Origin of the sequence: Bradyrhizobium sp. SZCCHNPS1003, from assembly GCF_032381555.1 — a bacterium.
GTDB lineage: Bacteria > Pseudomonadota > Alphaproteobacteria > Rhizobiales > Xanthobacteraceae > Bradyrhizobium.
In genome coordinates this window covers 64,968-79,641 of sequence record NZ_JAUHIU010000011.1, presented here as the reverse complement: position 1 = coordinate 79,641, position 14,674 = coordinate 64,968, and the positions used below count along the sequence as shown (strand labels likewise).

The 14,674-nt window shown below is 66.5% G+C and carries 13 protein-coding genes; 3 read left to right on the top strand and 10 right to left on the bottom strand.

Translation table 11 applies throughout. From position 1 onward, the window contains the following. Positions 1-1,290 precede the first annotated feature (1,290 nt). Positions 1,291-1,533, top strand: a complete 243-nt coding sequence (locus QX126_RS19340) for a hypothetical protein (protein WP_315736152.1) — start codon at positions 1,291-1,293, stop codon at positions 1,531-1,533. 195 nt (positions 1,534-1,728) lie between these two features. Here the strand turns inward: QX126_RS19340 and QX126_RS19335 are convergent, their stop codons facing one another. The 4 genes from QX126_RS19335 to QX126_RS19320 all read right to left on the bottom strand — a co-directional run bounded on the left by QX126_RS19335 (position 1,729) and on the right by QX126_RS19320 (position 6,234). Continuing rightward, the gene (locus QX126_RS19335) at positions 1,729-1,950 is read right to left on the bottom strand and encodes a hypothetical protein (RefSeq protein ID WP_315716269.1); all 222 of its coding nucleotides are present in this window, start codon (positions 1,948-1,950) and stop codon (positions 1,729-1,731) included. A gap of 127 nt (positions 1,951-2,077) precedes the next feature. Next, positions 2,078-3,310, bottom strand: a complete 1,233-nt coding sequence (locus QX126_RS19330) for an MFS transporter (RefSeq protein WP_315782971.1) — start codon at positions 3,308-3,310, stop codon at positions 2,078-2,080. Positions 3,311-3,410: 100 nt separating this feature from the next. Continuing rightward, entirely contained in the window at positions 3,411-4,100 is a 690-nt protein-coding gene (locus tag QX126_RS19325) for a substrate-binding domain-containing protein (RefSeq protein ID WP_315782969.1), read from the bottom strand. Between the two features lie 94 nt (positions 4,101-4,194). After that, the gene (locus QX126_RS19320; protein ID WP_315782968.1) at positions 4,195-6,234 is read right to left on the bottom strand and encodes an NAD(+) synthase; all 2,040 of its coding nucleotides are present in this window, start codon (positions 6,232-6,234) and stop codon (positions 4,195-4,197) included. A gap of 191 nt (positions 6,235-6,425) precedes the next feature. Between QX126_RS19320 and QX126_RS19315 the strand changes: the two genes are divergently transcribed. Next, the gene (locus QX126_RS19315; protein WP_315782966.1) at positions 6,426-7,274 is read left to right on the top strand and encodes an SDR family oxidoreductase; all 849 of its coding nucleotides are present in this window, start codon (positions 6,426-6,428) and stop codon (positions 7,272-7,274) included. Between the two features lie 142 nt (positions 7,275-7,416). On the opposite strand, the gene QX126_RS19310 is transcribed toward QX126_RS19315, so the two are convergent. The 5 genes from QX126_RS19310 to QX126_RS19290 all read right to left on the bottom strand — a co-directional run bounded on the left by QX126_RS19310 (position 7,417) and on the right by QX126_RS19290 (position 10,497). Further along, positions 7,417-7,668, bottom strand: a complete 252-nt coding sequence (locus QX126_RS19310) for a hypothetical protein (RefSeq protein ID WP_315782964.1) — start codon at positions 7,666-7,668, stop codon at positions 7,417-7,419. 19 nt (positions 7,669-7,687) lie between these two features. Continuing rightward, the gene (locus QX126_RS19305) at positions 7,688-8,308 is read right to left on the bottom strand and encodes a hypothetical protein (RefSeq protein ID WP_315737021.1); all 621 of its coding nucleotides are present in this window, start codon (positions 8,306-8,308) and stop codon (positions 7,688-7,690) included. A gap of 180 nt (positions 8,309-8,488) precedes the next feature. Continuing rightward, positions 8,489-8,755 carry a hypothetical protein gene (locus QX126_RS19300; protein ID WP_315758836.1) on the bottom strand — a complete coding sequence of 89 codons (267 nt, stop codon included), beginning with the start codon at positions 8,753-8,755 and terminating at the stop codon, positions 8,489-8,491. Between the two features lie 84 nt (positions 8,756-8,839). Next, positions 8,840-9,811, bottom strand: a complete 972-nt coding sequence (locus QX126_RS19295; RefSeq protein WP_315782962.1) for a nitronate monooxygenase — start codon at positions 9,809-9,811, stop codon at positions 8,840-8,842. Between the two features lie 56 nt (positions 9,812-9,867). Beyond that, the gene (locus tag QX126_RS19290; protein WP_315782961.1) at positions 9,868-10,497 is read right to left on the bottom strand and encodes a hypothetical protein; all 630 of its coding nucleotides are present in this window, start codon (positions 10,495-10,497) and stop codon (positions 9,868-9,870) included. Positions 10,498-10,652: 155 nt separating this feature from the next. Here QX126_RS19290 and QX126_RS19285 point away from each other — a divergent pair, with 155 nt between their 5' ends. After that, positions 10,653-12,215, top strand: coding sequence for an AMP-binding protein (locus QX126_RS19285; protein ID WP_315782960.1), 1,563 nt, complete (start codon positions 10,653-10,655; stop codon positions 12,213-12,215). Between the two features lie 1,254 nt (positions 12,216-13,469). On the opposite strand, the gene QX126_RS19280 is transcribed toward QX126_RS19285, so the two are convergent. Then, a complete protein-coding gene (locus QX126_RS19280; RefSeq protein ID WP_315782959.1) occupies positions 13,470-14,477 on the bottom strand; it encodes a hypothetical protein in 1,008 nt (335 codons plus the stop codon). Positions 14,478-14,674: the final 197 nt, after the last annotated feature.

The following is a 14,674-nucleotide window of genomic DNA, read 5'->3' as shown; positions in this document are numbered from 1 at the left end:
CGTTCATCGGATAGACACGAAGGCTCAGTGGTTTCCTATCGCCAAGAAGCCATTGGAGGGCGCTGGGCTTGTAGCTGTCCCCGCGAGGTACGGGATCTATGGCGTGATCCGTTTTCTCACCCCGTCAAGCGTCTTGAGTCGCACTGCGATTGACCGCGTCTCCCATCCGTGAACGCGAACAGCGCCGGGGCCTCATTCTCGCGCTAACTTTGGCGGAGATCCTGCTCCTGCTCACGCTTACAGCCGAACTCAAGATTTGGCGGGACAGAGCTAATGCGGCTGAAGAGCAGCTGAAGCCGCTTCAGCAAGTACTGTATGTAGGTGGCGCGGTCGATATCACCGGCGTGCGGCGCTCGTTGAGCGTTTCGAACGGCTCCCAGACTTCGAAGCGGAAAAGTCAGCCCTCAAAGGGGAGGCAGCCAAGCGGGCTGAGCAATCTGAGCTGTTTAAGTCACTCGGCCTCGACAGCGCGCAGACACTCCACTCGTTTTCCACCGCGCAGGCGTCGGAAATCGGTCCCAATGATCCGCCGGCCGTTCTGAAGCGTGCGGTCGATGTTCTCAGCCCTTAGGCAAAGATCCGCAGCGGAGCCAGATCAAGCCGCTATCTGAAGTTGCCCAAAAACTTGCAACGGCGGAAGCTGAACGGGAGAGGTATCACCTCGACGTGCTCAATCTAATGCGCCGAAATGGAAACGGCCTCGCCTATCCATCTTGCTGGAGGACGCCGACGGGACAAGCGGAATACATCTTCGATATCACGTTCGGCGATCGCGGGATTCGGGTCAGCGATGCGCCCAAACCCGATCGAAAGATCCGGCTTGGAAAGATGATGGGATCATTTTATGCGTGGCATCGAGATCAATGAACGAGATTTCGCCGCGGCTACCCGGAACCTTGCCGACTGGGCGACATCCCAAAACTGCAAATTCTACTCACGCAACAGGGATGAAACCGGCCTTTCAAACAAGACGCGCTACAAGTACCTGCAGCGGACCATCGAGCAGAATTTCTATCCTTACTATTCGCCAGCTCCGAGCACGTCACCGAGAAGACCAGCATCCGCTGCCATGACCACGACTGCCGCGCCTAGCCCACCTGTAGGGTAGCTGAGCGAACCGCGGACGGAATAGTTAACACCGCCACCGCCTGACAGAGGATGATAGATGCAGAGCGAAGGCATCCAAGAATACTGTTCACTCTCGCTTCTTCGCGCTGCAGCGTTGCCAATCGGGCGAATTGAGCGCAGGCTCCTCCCCAAGCGCGCAAGTCGCATCATGGGGAGAGACGCATGAAGGAACCGGGACTCGACGGCCGCCATCGGGACAAGGATGGCGAGATCAGCAGGAAGCACGGCAATACGTTGGTCGCCACGTTGCGCAAGATCTACGGGAAGTCGTTTGCGGCCGGCTATCCGGATTCGACGAAGCTCAGTGACGTGCTGCTGCAGCTCAACGAGACGTCGCTGAGCCAGTTGCGCCGGGACCACGGCACCGGGCATTTGGATCACAAGATCAAGGAAGCCTCGAAGTGATCGGGTTTTGCTGATCGGGATCCATCGCCCGATTGGCGAGGCCGATTGGTGGTCGCAACGTTTGTTCGCTCCCGTGGTTTCGTGCGTCCCGCTACGTGGAGCGCGTCGTCTTGCATCGCTGCGCGGAGCGCCATCGCGCGTCGGAAAGCCCGGGCACCGGGCACTCCGACGCTGAATCCGACGGACGAATCCGTCCTACTTCCCCATGCTTCCCGCCTGGTTCGTGCCCGGGCCGACATTGCCCTGGCTCGACGAGGTGGAATCGCGGCCGGACTTCATGTTGCTGCCGGTGGTCTGCGACGAGGTGGTCGACGTCGCGGCGTTGTGCTTCTTGTGGTGCTTCGCTTGGGCGGCGAGCGGGACGGCGGCGAGGGTGGCGGCGACGAGGGTGGCAATGGCGAGTTGGGTCTTCTTCATGTATCCGATCTCTATCCGGTTGAACTCCACGCTCGCCCAACCCGGCTGCGACATCACGGTTCCTGCCGGGGGATCAAGCGTTGTTGTTCGATTCCGACGGCGCGCGTGAAGGTGCGATGCAGCAGCGTCAGGCCGGCGCTTGCATGGGCACGGCGCCAGGCTGCGACGTCGGCTTGGGAAACGGCCGGAAGGTCATCATCATCATGACAGCGCCGAGGCCCATCACCCACGAGCCGACATAGAGCCAAGTGTAGCTCGCAAAGCTGTCGTAGATCAGGCCGCCGGCCAGCGGGCCGGTCGCCATGCCGAGGCTGCCGGCCATCGCCGTGCCGCCGATCACCGTGCCCATGATGCCTTGCGGAAAATTGTCACGCGCGATCGCGGCGTAGAGCGGCATGGTGCCGGCATAGAGGAAGCCGAAGGTCGCCGCGACCGCATAGAACGCGGCGAGGTCGCGCACGACCACGTAGGCGAGCGCGCCGAACGCCTGCGCGAGCAGGCCGAGAACGAGTACCCGCTTGGCGCCGAAGCGGTCGCCGAGCAGGCCGAAGGCGATGCGGCCGCCGAGCCCGGCGAGCCCCTCGATGCTGTAGATCGTCACCGCCGCCATCAGCGGGATGCCGCAGGTGACGGCGTAGCTCACGGTGTGGATGATGGGGCCGGAATGCGTGGCGCAGCAGAAGAAGTTGGTGGCGAGCAGGATCAGGAACTGCGGCGAGCGCAGCGCCGCCGATCGCGTCATCTCGGCCGGCCCGGCGGCGGGACCCGACGCGACGGCGTCGCCGGGCGCGGACGATGGCGGACGGCCCACGAGCAGCGACGTGGGAATCATGATGGCGGCCACGATCGCGGCGATGCACTGCATCGCGGTCCGCCAGTCGTAGCTGGAGACGAGCCAGGCCGCGAGCGGCGACATCGTCATCGGCGCCACGCCCATGCCGGCCGAGACCAGCGACACCGCGAGGCTGCGATGGGTGTCGAACCAGCCGGTGACGGTCGCCATGACCGGCGGGAAGATCGCCGCTGTCGCGATGCCTGCGATCAGGCCGAACAGCAGTTGGAACGCCAACAGCGAGGATGTCAGGCTTGCCAGCAGCAGGCTGACGGCGAGCAGGATCGATCCGATCAGCAGCACGGGACGCGGGCCGATGCGGTCGGACAGCGTGCCCCAGCCCATGCTGGTGACGGCCATCGCCAGGAAGCCGATCGTCATCGCGGTGGAGATCCCCGCGACCGACCACCCGGTCTCGGCGGCCATCGGCTTGAGGAACACCGGCAGCGAGAACAGGCCGCCGACGGCGACGCAGCCGAGCACGCCCCCGGCCGCCACGATCACCCAGCGATAGTACGATGTGCTCATCCGCCGTCTCCTTCCCGATTGTTCGGTTGGAAGACGATCGGGACAAGGCCGAGACGACACGCGGCGATCGGATTTTTTCGCGGGCTGTGGAGCCGGCGCCTCACACCGGCGTCATGCCGTGCTGGCGCTTGGTTTCGGCGGTCTCCTCCGAGACGAGATATTCGATGAAGGCCCGCGCCGCCTCGGTATGCGCGCCGGCCTTGCACAACGCCGCCGCGAACACGGTGCCGGGCTGCAGCGACGCGGGCAGCAGGCCGACGATGTCGATGCCAGGCGCGCCGAGCATCTCGCTGAGCTGCTGGAAGCCGACCTCGACCTCGCCATCGGCGAGCAGTTTTGCAACCGGAATGCCCGGCTTGGCCTGGACCAGGCGCGACGCGCCCTCGCCTTCCAGGCCCCAGTCGCGGGCGAGCTTCTGCACGTGCGTTCCGCTCGGGCCCGTGGAGATGCCGATCGCCTTGGCATTCTCCATCGCCTTGCGCACGGCGGCCTCGTCCAACGGATCTGGCTTCGCGGCGCCCGCGCGCACCGCCATCGCCATCGGTGATTCCGCGATCTCGATGATGCTGCCGGGCACGAGATGGCCGTCGGCCTCGAGCTTCTGCAGCGCATCCGAGGCGAGCACCGCGAAGTCGAACGCTTCGCCGGCGCGGATGCGCTTGGCGGCATCGACGCCGCCGACGGATTCGATCGTGATCACCTCGCCGGTCGCCTCCTCATAGGCGGCGGCGAGCTCAGCGAGGATCTGCCTCGTCGCCATCGAGGAAATGCCGGCGGCGGTCACGCTCATGATCAGCTCCGTTCAACGATGTCGATGACGACGCCGCAAAGGCGGACGCGCACGTCTCGGATATGGCAAGCGCGGCGGCCGAGCAAGATGGTCGTCACTTGGGCACGTTGCGCTCCAGATCCTCCAGCCACGCGGTGGCGTTGCCGTCCGACGGCGCGCGCCAGTCGCCGCGCGGCGACAGGGCGCCGCCGGCGACCACTTTCGGGCCGTTCGGCATTGCCGAGCGCTTGAACTGGCTGAAGGCGAAGAAGCGCTTGAGGAACACCTCCAGCCACTTCCTGATCTCGCCGAGCGTGTAGGCGTGACGCTTGTCGGCGGGAAAGCCCGGCGGCCAGGCGCCGTCGCCCGCATCTTTCCAGGCGTGATGGGCCATGAAGGCGATCTTCGAGGGGCGCATGCCGTAGCGCAGCGTGTAGAACAGGTTGAAGTCCTGCAGCTCATAGGGGCCAATCGCGGCCTGCGTGCTCTGCGGCGTCTCGCCCTCCTTCACCGGCACCAGCTCCGGCGAGATCTCCGCTGAAAGCACCGCCTCGAGCGTGCGGTCCACTTCGGCGGAGAACTGATGCGAGGCGATCACCCAGCGGATGAGATGCTGGATCAAGGTCTTCGGCACGCCGGCATTGACGTTGTAGTGCGCCATCTGATCGCCGACGCCATAGGTGCACCAGCCCAGCGCGAGCTCGGAGAGATCGCCGGTGCCGAGCACGAGGCCGCCGCGATCATTGGCGAGGCGGAACAGGTAGTCGGTGCGCAGGCCCGCCTGCACGTTCTCGAAGGTGACGTCGTAGACCTGTTCGCCGCGGCCGAAGGGATGGCCGATGTCCTTCAGCATCTGCGTCGCGGCGGGGCGGATGTCGAGCTCGGCGGCACTGACTTGAAGCGACGTCATCAGCGCATGCGCGTAGGACTTGCTTTGCGCGCCGGTCGCAAAGCCCGGCATCGTATAGGCGAGGATGTTGGTGCGCGGCAGGCCGAGCAGGTCCATCGCCTTGGCGGCGACGATCAGCGCATGCGTGGAATCGAGCCCGCCGGAGACGCCGATCACGATGCGCTTTGTGCCGGTGGCGCGCAGCCGCTGGACGAGACCCGCGACTTGGATGTTGTAGGCCTCGTAGCAGTCCTGATCGAGCCTCGCCGGATCACTCGGCACGAACGGAAAGCGCTCGATGCTGCGCATGAAGCCGATGTCATCGAGGGTCGGCTGCAGCTCGAAGCCGATGCGGCGGTAGTGCACGCCGGCGCGTTGCGCGCGCGCATTGTCGTCGAACGTGCCCATCAGCGCCCGCTCCTGACGCAGCAGATCGAGATCGATATCGGCGAAGATGGTCTGGCCGATCTGGCGGAAGCGCTCGCTCTCGGCCAGCAGCACGCCGTTCTCGAAGATCGAGGTCTGGCCGTCCCAGGCGAGATCCGTGGTGGATTCGCCGACGCCCGCCGCCGCATAGACATAGGCTGCGAGGCAGCGCGCCGAGGTCGAGCGGCACAAGAGTGAGCGTGACTCGGCGCGGCCGACCGTGATCGGGCTGCCCGAGAGATTGGCGAGCACGGTGGCGCCGGCGAGCGCCAGCTCGGACGCCGGCGTCACCGGAATCCACATGTCCTCGCAGATCTCGACGCCGATGACGAGCCCGGCGACGTCAGCGGCGGCGAACAGCAGATCCGTGCCGAACGGCGCCATGGTCTCGGCGACCTCGATCATCTCGCCGCGGATGCCGGCGCCGGAGGCGAAGTGACGGCCTTCGTAGAATTCGCGATAGGTCGGCAGGTAGCTCTTCGGGATGACGCCGAGTACCTCGCCGCGATGGATCACGACGGCGCAATTGTAGACGCGATGCGCAAAGCGCAGCGGCGCGCCGACGATCATGACCGGCATCAGGTCGTGCGAGGCTTCGACCAAGGTGAGCAGGCCGCGCTGGACGGCGTCGAGCAGCGGATCCTGCTTGACCAGGTCCTCGATCGCGTAGCCGGACAGGCAGAGCTCTGGAAACACCGCGACCGCCGCCCCCTGGTCATGGCAGGCGCGCGCCGCCGCCAGGATCGCCGCCGCGTTGGCGGTGGGGTTGGCGACGCTGGAGGCGGTGACGCAGGCGGCGACGCGGGCAAAACCGTGCCGGTAGATCGAATGGAAATTCATCGTGGCAGTCCATCTCCTGTCACCTGATCATACGACATGGACCATGACGGGAGCCATAACAAGGGCGGCAGGCCAGCACCGCCAGGGGCGCAGGCTGTGACCTCCGCACGCGTCATTTGAATTGCGCGGGCCACCCGGCGCCGGGTAACTCGGAGACTCGCTTCTTCGCGCCATCCGGGTGAACGGCATCCATGAACCTCTTCGTCATCGGCTTCGGCTACACCGCGCAGCGCTTCGTCGAACTGCACCGCGGCGCGTTCGCGCGCGTCGGCGGCACGGTGCGCGGCGCCGACAAGCGCGCGCAGCTGGCGCCTGATGACATCGACCTGTTCGACGGCACGGCGCCGGCCGCGACGCTGGCGAAAGCCGCGGGCGCCGACGTCGTGCTGATCTCGGTGCCTCCGGGAGCCGGCGACGACCCGGTGCTGGCCACGTTCGGCGACACCATCACGGCAGGGCGCGCGCGCCGCGTAGTCTATCTCTCGACTGTCGGCGTCTATGGCGACCATCAGGGCGGCTGGATCGACGAGGACACGCCGCTGGCGCCTGAGCACGACCGGGTGCAGGCCCGGGTCCGCGTCGAGCAGGACTGGCGCGCGCGGATCGGCGACCGGCTCGCGGTGCTCCGGCTCGGCGGCATCTACGGGCCGGGCCGCAATGCGCTGGTCGAGCTGCGGGCCGGGCGGGCGCGGCGCATCGTCAAGCCGGGACAGGTGTTCAACCGCATCCATGTCGATGATGCGGGCCGCGCGATCATGGGCGCGATCGAGCGCCGGCAAGGCGGCGCCTGGAACATTGTCGACGACGAGCCGGCGCCGCCGCAGGATGTCATCGCCTACGCCGCCGCGCTGATGGGCATCGCGCCGCCGCCCGAGCTGCCGTTCGACCGCGCCGAGCTGTCGCCGATGGCGCGGAGCTTCTATGCCAGCAACCGCCGCATCCGGAACGTCCGCGCCAAGCAGGAGCTCGGCGTCGACTTCGCTTACCCGACGTATCGTGCCGGGCTCGACGCGCTGTGGGCCGCGGGCGAAGGGCGCTGAGGCGAGATTTCTGGGGCCGGGCGGGAAACCTTTCCCGCCACCGACGATTGCAACGAACAAAGATTGTCATGCGGGTTTGACGTAACTGCACGTCGTGCGCCCCTCACACGACGGATGTTCGACGTGCAAGGCGATCAACCCATCAGCTGGCTGATGTTTCACGCTCGCGGCCGCGATCATCATTGCCGCCGGCGCGTTCCTGGCCTTCCTGCGCTCGCGACACAACCGCGAGATCGCGGCGGGCCCGGCCGGACCTGCGCACCGCGCCCGCGTCGTCGCCGACTGGAGCCGGTGCCGAGAGCGGCGGGCATCCGGAGGCCAATCCGCCGGCGAGGTAAAAAATACCCCCTGGAAGCAAGAAGGCCGCGCAATGGGCGGCCATCTTGACGTTCAACCCGGGTGGATCGCCCCGATCAGATCGCGGCTGCGACCTTGTCGAGGCCGATGGTGCGCGCAAGCCGCCGCACTTCGTCCTTCTGGTCCTCGCGCAGCTGCCACAGCAGCGGCATCGCGGCCGACTTCAGCTGTTGCACCTCATCCGAATCCGGATCGATCGCCACCGCGCCCGGCTTCGCCGCGCCCTGGCGGCCGGCGTGGATCTTGCGCGCGACGGCGCGCAGCGCCGTCTCGACCGCCGGCCAATAATATTCCTGGCTCGACGACAGCCGCAGCCGCTCCTTGATGCCCGCGATCTGGCCGTCCGACAGCAACGAATAGGCCTTCTGCACCTCCGGCTTCAGCGGCGCCGGGGCCGGCTCGCTCCTGGCGAGAATCTTGGACTTCGGCACCACCGGCTCGGCAGCGACGACGGCCGACGCCTTCGCCATTTCCGGCTCGGACGGCGCATAGGCAAAGGCCTGACGCAGCGTCGCCTTCGACGGGGCACTCGGCTGCTGCACCTCGGGAGCCGCAAGTGTGACCATCGCCAGGCGGTCGCCCTTGGCTTCACGGTTGGAGATTGGGCTCTTCGCCACCACAGGCGGCATCATCGCACCGGCCGAAGGCACGCTGTCCCGCATCAGGACGCTTGTCACGGCCGCGCCTGCGATCAGCACGCCCAGCACAGCGACAAAAGCGATCGACTTCGTCACGCAATTCTCCGTATCCCGGCGGAAAGCCGCAGCTTGCCGAAAAGTGGGAGTTAATTAAGGCTTTACGATGCCACAGAAACACAGAGGCCACCATTCTGCCCTGTGAACATGACGGATATTTTTTTACGCCGCCGAATACAGCTCGGCCGGCATCAGCAGGTCGTACGCGGCCTGGATGTCGGCGACGATGTCGGAGGCTTCCCAAAGCGCCGCCGGTTCCACCGAATGCAGGCTGATGGTCCAGTTCCCACCACGAGCGGTGCGGGGAACGCTCATGATGTCGAACTGGACGTTACGGCACAGCGGATGCCGCTGCAAAGCATGCCCGACGCGGATCCGGATCTCCTCGAGAGTCGCCCGCTCCTTGTCCTGCCGTAGCCCGATGCCCATCGCACGATTCCGCCAAGTTCAAGCTCCGCGGATTGTGGGACCCGATGGTTAATGGTGCCTTAAGGACACACATCACGTTTTCTCTCATGATCGGGGGCCACCCGCGCCGCCGTACTCATCAGCCGTGCGCGCGACCAGCACGGCGACCGACGGGATGTCGGTGACCCCCGAGGTCGCGTGCCCCGCGCTCCAGATGTCGCGCCAGCGTCTCGGCCGCGCCTCGCGCGCGGCGATGTCGATGTCGCTGCCGATCTCGATCGCGCCGCGCGCCGGCAACGCTTCGGGATCGAGCCCGGCCGCGACGATCGACGGCCGCAGCATGCTGGTCGGCAGGCCCGTGAACGCCGAGGTGAGCAGCACGTCGTCGGCCGAGCTTGCCACCAGCATCGCCTTGTAGCGATCATCGGCCATGCTTTCGCGCGTGGCGATGAACTTCGTGCCCATATAAGCGAGATCGCAGCCGAGCACTTCGGCCGCCCGCAAGGCCACGCCGTCGCTGATGCCGCCCGCGAGCACGATCGGCCCGGCGAAGAACGCCCTGACCGCGCGCACGAAGGCGAACGGGTTGAGCCAGCCGGTCTGGCCACCCGCGCCGGCCGTGAGCAGCACCAGCCCATCGGCGCCGGCTTCCACCGCGCGCTCGGCATGACGGATCGAGGCGACGTCGGCCAACACCAGCGCGCCCGCATCATGCAAGGGCGCAACGACCTTCGCCGGCGAGCCGACCGATGTGATCACGATCTCCGGCCGGTGCCGCAATAGCACCGCGAGATCGTCCTTCAGCCGCGCGTTGGAGTGATGCACGATCAGATTCGGGCAGACCGGCGCAGTCGCCGCCCCGCTGGTATCGCTGCTGCGCGCAAGCCGATCCGCAATCCGGAACAGCCAGGCGTCGAGCTCGTCGGGGGTGCGACAATTGACCGTCGGGAACGCGCCGATCACGCCGTTGGCGCAGGCCGCGCTCACCAGCTCGATTCCCGACACCAGAAACATCGGCGCTGCGATCAGCGGCAGGCGCAGCCGCGTCCGCAGCCCGGCCCATCGAGTCTCCTGCACGGCGCGTCCTCCCTGATCTCTGTTCGGCTCAGGGATAACGACGCAGCCGCATGCGATCAATCGTTGCCGAAGAAGCTGAAGCGCGGCCCCTCCATGCCGACCGGCTGCGCCGCATAGGTGCGCGGCGTCGTATCCTCGCGCACCGCCTGCTCGACGGCGCGCAGATCCTGCTCGCGGCGCTGGCGCCGGCGCTCGACATATTGCCGGTGCCGGTCGGCGCGGCGCTGCTCGGCGACGCGCTTGCGCTCGGCCCCGCGCGCCTTCAGGTCCGCGTCCTGAACTTTTTCTGCGGCCTTCTCCTGGAGCTTGGCCTGGGCTTCGTCGGACGTGGTGGCCGGGGTGGTGGCCGCCACCGCAGAAGCCGCGGGCGCAGCGTTCGCGTCCGGCGCAGCCGCCTGCTGCGACGGCGCGGGACTGGCCGAGGCCGACATCGCAGGCGCCGTCTCGGCTGCTGCAGGCGACACCTTGATCGGCGTCGTCGCAGCCGCCTGCGTCGCCGCAAGATACGCGGTGGCGGTCGGACTTGGCGACGGCGCGTCCGGTCCGGAGCGCTCGAGCTTGGTCGATTCCATCACCGGCGATCTCGGATGCATGCCCTCGGCCAGAATGAGCCCACCGCCGAGACCGGCCGCGACGGCGATGGCGACCGTTCCGGCTCCTGCAAAAAAGGCTGTCGAGGTGCGCATGGCCTTGCTCCTTAATTCTTCGGCCGGGCAACGCGGGGCGCGCTGCGATGTTCCGGGAACGGCAAAGCGCGCCTTGAGCGCGAGGCACTTTCTGATAGCGTCGGCAACAAGCCATGCGACGCCACAACGATCGCGGCCTCCCGGGAGGACGTTCCATGAGCCATCAGCTTCACACGTTTCCAGTCGTCTGCGAGCAGACCCTGCTCACCCTGTCGCGTCACCCCTCGCGCACCGCTTTCAGCTGGCCCGGCGGATCGCTGTCGTATCAGGGCGCGATCGACCTGATCGGGCGCATGCAGAGCGTGTTCATGCGCCTCGGCCTTTCGCCGGGAACACGTGTCGCATTGCTCACCGCGAACCGCGCCGATACCTGGTGCGCCGGCACCGCGGCACAGCTGTCGCGGCTCGCCATCACCTGGCTGCATCCGCTCGGATCGCTGGAGGACCAGCTGTTCCAGCTGTCGGATTCGGAATCGCAGGTGCTGGTGATCGATGCGGCAGCGTTCCGCGACCGCGGCGGTGAGCTCGCCGCGCGCGCCGACGGCCTCCGTCACGTGTTCACGCTGGGGCAGGCCGGCTATGGCGCTGACCTGCTCGCCGCAATCGAGCAGGCCGGCCACGCCACCGCACGCAATTTCGCCACGCCCGACGACATCGCGACCCTGAACTACACCGGCGGCACCACCGGAAAGTCGAAGGGCGCGCTGCGCCATCACCGCGAGTATGGCGGCTTCGCCACCGCGATCCTCGCCGATTTCGAGATTCCGGAGCGTGCGCGCTACCTGACGGTGGCGCCGATCAGCCATGTCGCCGGCACCAAGGTGCTGCCGACCCTGATGCGCGGCGGCACCGTGCACATGCTGAAGGGATTCGATCCCGAGGCCGTACTGGCGACCATCGCCCGCGAGCGCATCGACTTCACGCTGTTCGTGCCGACGATGATCTACGTGCTGCTCGATCATCCCGCGTTGGCTAGGACCGATCTCTCCTCGCTCGAGCTCGTGCTGTACGGCGCCTCGGCGATGTCGCCGACGCGGCTCGTCGAGGGCATCGAGCGCATCGGCCCGGTGTTCTCGCAGCTCTACGGCCAGACCGAATGCTATCCCGTCTCGGTGCTGCGCAAGGCCGATCATGATCCGAAGCAGCCGGAGCTGTTCCTGTCCTGCGGCTTCCCGATCGCGGCCTGCGAGGTCAAAATCCTCGACGACGACGATCGGGAGGTCGCGCAGGGCGAAGCGGGCGAGATCTGCGTGCGCGCGCCGCATGTGATGGCGGAGTATTGGAAGCGGCCGGACACCACGGCGGAAACGTTGAAGAACGGCTGGCTGCACACCGGCGACATCGCTCGCCGCGACGAGCGCGGCTACATGTACATTCTCGACCGCAAGAAGGACATGATCGTCTCCGGCGGCTTCAACATCTTCCCGCGCGAGATCGAGGACGTGCTGACGCAGCACGCCGACGTCGCGATGTGTGCGGTGGTGGGCGTGCCCGACGACAAATGGGGCGAGGCCGTCACCGCGATCGTGGTGCCCCGCGCCGGCGCGCAGATCGACGCTGCCGAGCTGATCGAGCTCGTGAAGGCGCGCAAGGGCTCGGCCCATGCGCCCAAGAGCATCTCGTTCGTCAAGGAGCTGCCGATGACCGGCGTCGGCAAGGTCGACAAGAAGGTGCTGCGCGCACGGTTCTGGGAGGGCCGCGGGCGGATGGTGGGGTAGCGGCATCATCAGCTCCCTCGATCGCCACCATCATTGCGAGGCGCTCTTGCGCCGAAGCAATCCAGGGCCGCGGATGAGGCCCTGGATTGCTTCGCTCCGCTCGCAACGACGGCAATCCAGACTCGCGGCTTTGCAATGCCGATGGAAGCTCTCGCCCGTAGCCGCCGCGCTCCGCTGTCGTCCCGGGCAAGCGAAGCGCGACCCGGGATCCATAACCACAGGGCAGCGTCGTAAGCGCTGACGTCGCGACCCGCGTGCCTCGACCATCGTCCTGTGATTATGGGTCCCGGCGTTCGCCGGGACGACAGCCTTTGTGTGGCGCGATACTCGCCTGCGATCCGCTGTCTCCAAACAACACTGAATGCGTTGCCCCCATTGCAGACATGACATTGCTGCCTCGCGGCGCATCTGCGTCCGAGTCTTGCTGGTGTCGTTCCCCTCCAACTCACGGAGGGTGCAGGGAAGGCCAGGCCTCGACCGAGGCCTGCGGTCCGCGTGCAGCAAAAAAGCACGCGGCAGAACCACAGGTTCGGCCGGATAGACCCGGCCTTCCCTGCGCGATGGCTTTACGATTTATACGCAGTCTCCTCGGTGACCGGCTTGTTTGCCACCGTGGCGACAACGCGTTTCACGCGTTGCGCGGACCTCAGCGTCGGGAGGCCAGGACCCTGCGACTTCACCGTCCGCGACGTGGCGTACGTCGGCATGCCCAAAGCATGCTGCGCCCCATCGCGGCCACCGCATCCCACCCCAACGCATCGTGACGTTCGCGAAGCGCCCCTCGTCAATGAAGCGGGATGCGGAGAAGAGACCATTGATTTCGGAAAATGAAAAGTCGAATATTTTTCGCTCCGCATCTGGACAGCCCAAATCAGCTTGATCGCGCGAGCGAATTTCGTCTTTGCGCGCGCCGCTGCGGACGCCCGACCTGCGCCGGAAGGTATCGATGGGGAAGCAAGCCTGCTCGTCGGCCAAATCAACCTCGCTGCGGCACAACGAATCCCACGCGACGCGCAACAGAGGGCCCAACGTAAAGCCGGTCTGCACTCCGACCCGCTGTCGTGCCGAACAAACGAAGCCGGACGATGTGCAGGCATCGGCGCGTTCGCGCGACCCAGGACCGATACCACAGGACGTGGCGAGCCCAGATGCATCAACGCGCGTGCCTCGAATATGGCCCTGGGGTTATGGGTTCCGGCGTTCGCCGGGACGACACTGATTTTGTCGAACGAGCGTCCGAACACGACAACCATCTCACAACGCCGCGAACGCAGCGCGCGACGGTGCGAGCGGCAACCAGTCCGGGATGCGGCGCTTGGCAAGCCAATACGGTCGCCACAGCCTGCGCCAGGTGGCGAGATCGAGCGGGGCCTGGCGCCATTTGATCCTGCCCGTCTCGATCTGCGGCAGGTCGTGCAGGTGCAGCCACCGCCGTGCGATCCACCACAGCTCGCGCGGCGCGGCGGCATTCCCGGGGCCTTCGAGCTGGATGATGTTGAGCAACGGATCATGACAATGGAGCCCGGTCTCCAACGTCGCGACGCGCTCGCCATTGCGCCAGACGCTCCACAGCCGCGAGCGGTTATGGGCGATGTCGTCATCATAGGTGCGGACGCAGTTGCGCATGACGACCGCTTCCTCGACGATGGCCGGGATGTCATCGAGCGGCCTGAATTCATAATCACCCACACGGCCCGGGTTGAGCCACATGTTGCGGATCGGCCGCTGACCGATGTTGAGGTGCAGCGTCGTGTTCGCTCGCCAGGCGAAGGCGGCTGTCCGTGCGGCGTCGAGCTTCATGGCCGGAGTCCACGGCCGTTCGATGAGCTCGCGGCCGAAGCAGCCGGGCTGTCCCGAGAACCAGATCCACAGACCGAGCAGATGCATGTGATCGCGCTTCGGCGCCCGCAGATACTCGCGAGCGATCCAGACGGCGGCGGCCTCATGCGCCAGCGCCGCCATCTCCGCCACGAGCTGCAGCCAGGTCGGCATCAGCTTCGGCGAGCGCGGCAAATGGTTGCCGATCTGCCGCCGGAACAGCTCGCCGTTTGGCAATGGTGGGATCGGACGGACGAACGCCTCCGGTGGCAGCTTGCGCAGCCAGAGCGGCAGACCGGCCGCGGCCGCCGCCTCGGCCAGCGGACGCCCCGCGATCACGCACGCGATCGCCCGCTCCGGATCGACATCCGGGCGCGGCACCGCCAACGCGAACAGCAGCGCCGGAAAGCTCAACGCGAGGTCGGCAAGATGAGGATGTCGCATCGCGCATGCGCGCACGCGGGATTGCAGACGAGACGAATAGCGCCGCAGCCGGCGTTCGCGCAGGTCGGAACGCTCCGGCTCCCGGCGGGGAGTCAGCAAGAGATTTGATGTCATGACACGACGGTTCAAGCGCAGGCCATGAGGGCCTGCGGGCTTTTCGATGAGATGCGAAAGGGTCAAATCATGGCCGGGACAAT

Bases quoted from the DNA above. Each gene is read 5' to 3' on its own strand.
- QX126_RS19280 (WP_315782959.1), bottom strand. From the start codon at position 14,477: ATGCGACATCCTCATCTTGCCGACCTCGCGTTGAGCTTTCCGGCGCTG.
- QX126_RS19330 (WP_315782971.1), bottom strand. From the start codon at position 3,310: ATGAGCACATCGTACTATCGCTGGGTGATCGTGGCGGCCGGGGGCGTG.
- QX126_RS19335 (WP_315716269.1), bottom strand. From the start codon at position 1,950: ATGAAGAAGACCCAACTCGCCATTGCCACCCTCGTCGCCGCCACCCTC.
- QX126_RS19290 (WP_315782961.1), bottom strand. From the start codon at position 10,497: ATGCGCACCTCGACAGCCTTTTTTGCAGGAGCCGGAACGGTCGCCATC.
- QX126_RS19315 (WP_315782966.1), top strand. From the start codon at position 6,426: ATGAACCTCTTCGTCATCGGCTTCGGCTACACCGCGCAGCGCTTCGTC.
- QX126_RS19325 (WP_315782969.1), bottom strand. From the start codon at position 4,100: ATGAGCGTGACCGCCGCCGGCATTTCCTCGATGGCGACGAGGCAGATC.
- QX126_RS19300 (WP_315758836.1), bottom strand. From the start codon at position 8,755: ATGGGCATCGGGCTACGGCAGGACAAGGAGCGGGCGACTCTCGAGGAG.
- QX126_RS19340 (WP_315736152.1), top strand. From the start codon at position 1,291: ATGAAGGAACCGGGACTCGACGGCCGCCATCGGGACAAGGATGGCGAG.
- QX126_RS19285 (WP_315782960.1), top strand. From the start codon at position 10,653: ATGAGCCATCAGCTTCACACGTTTCCAGTCGTCTGCGAGCAGACCCTG.
- QX126_RS19320 (WP_315782968.1), bottom strand. From the start codon at position 6,234: ATGAATTTCCATTCGATCTACCGGCACGGTTTTGCCCGCGTCGCCGCC.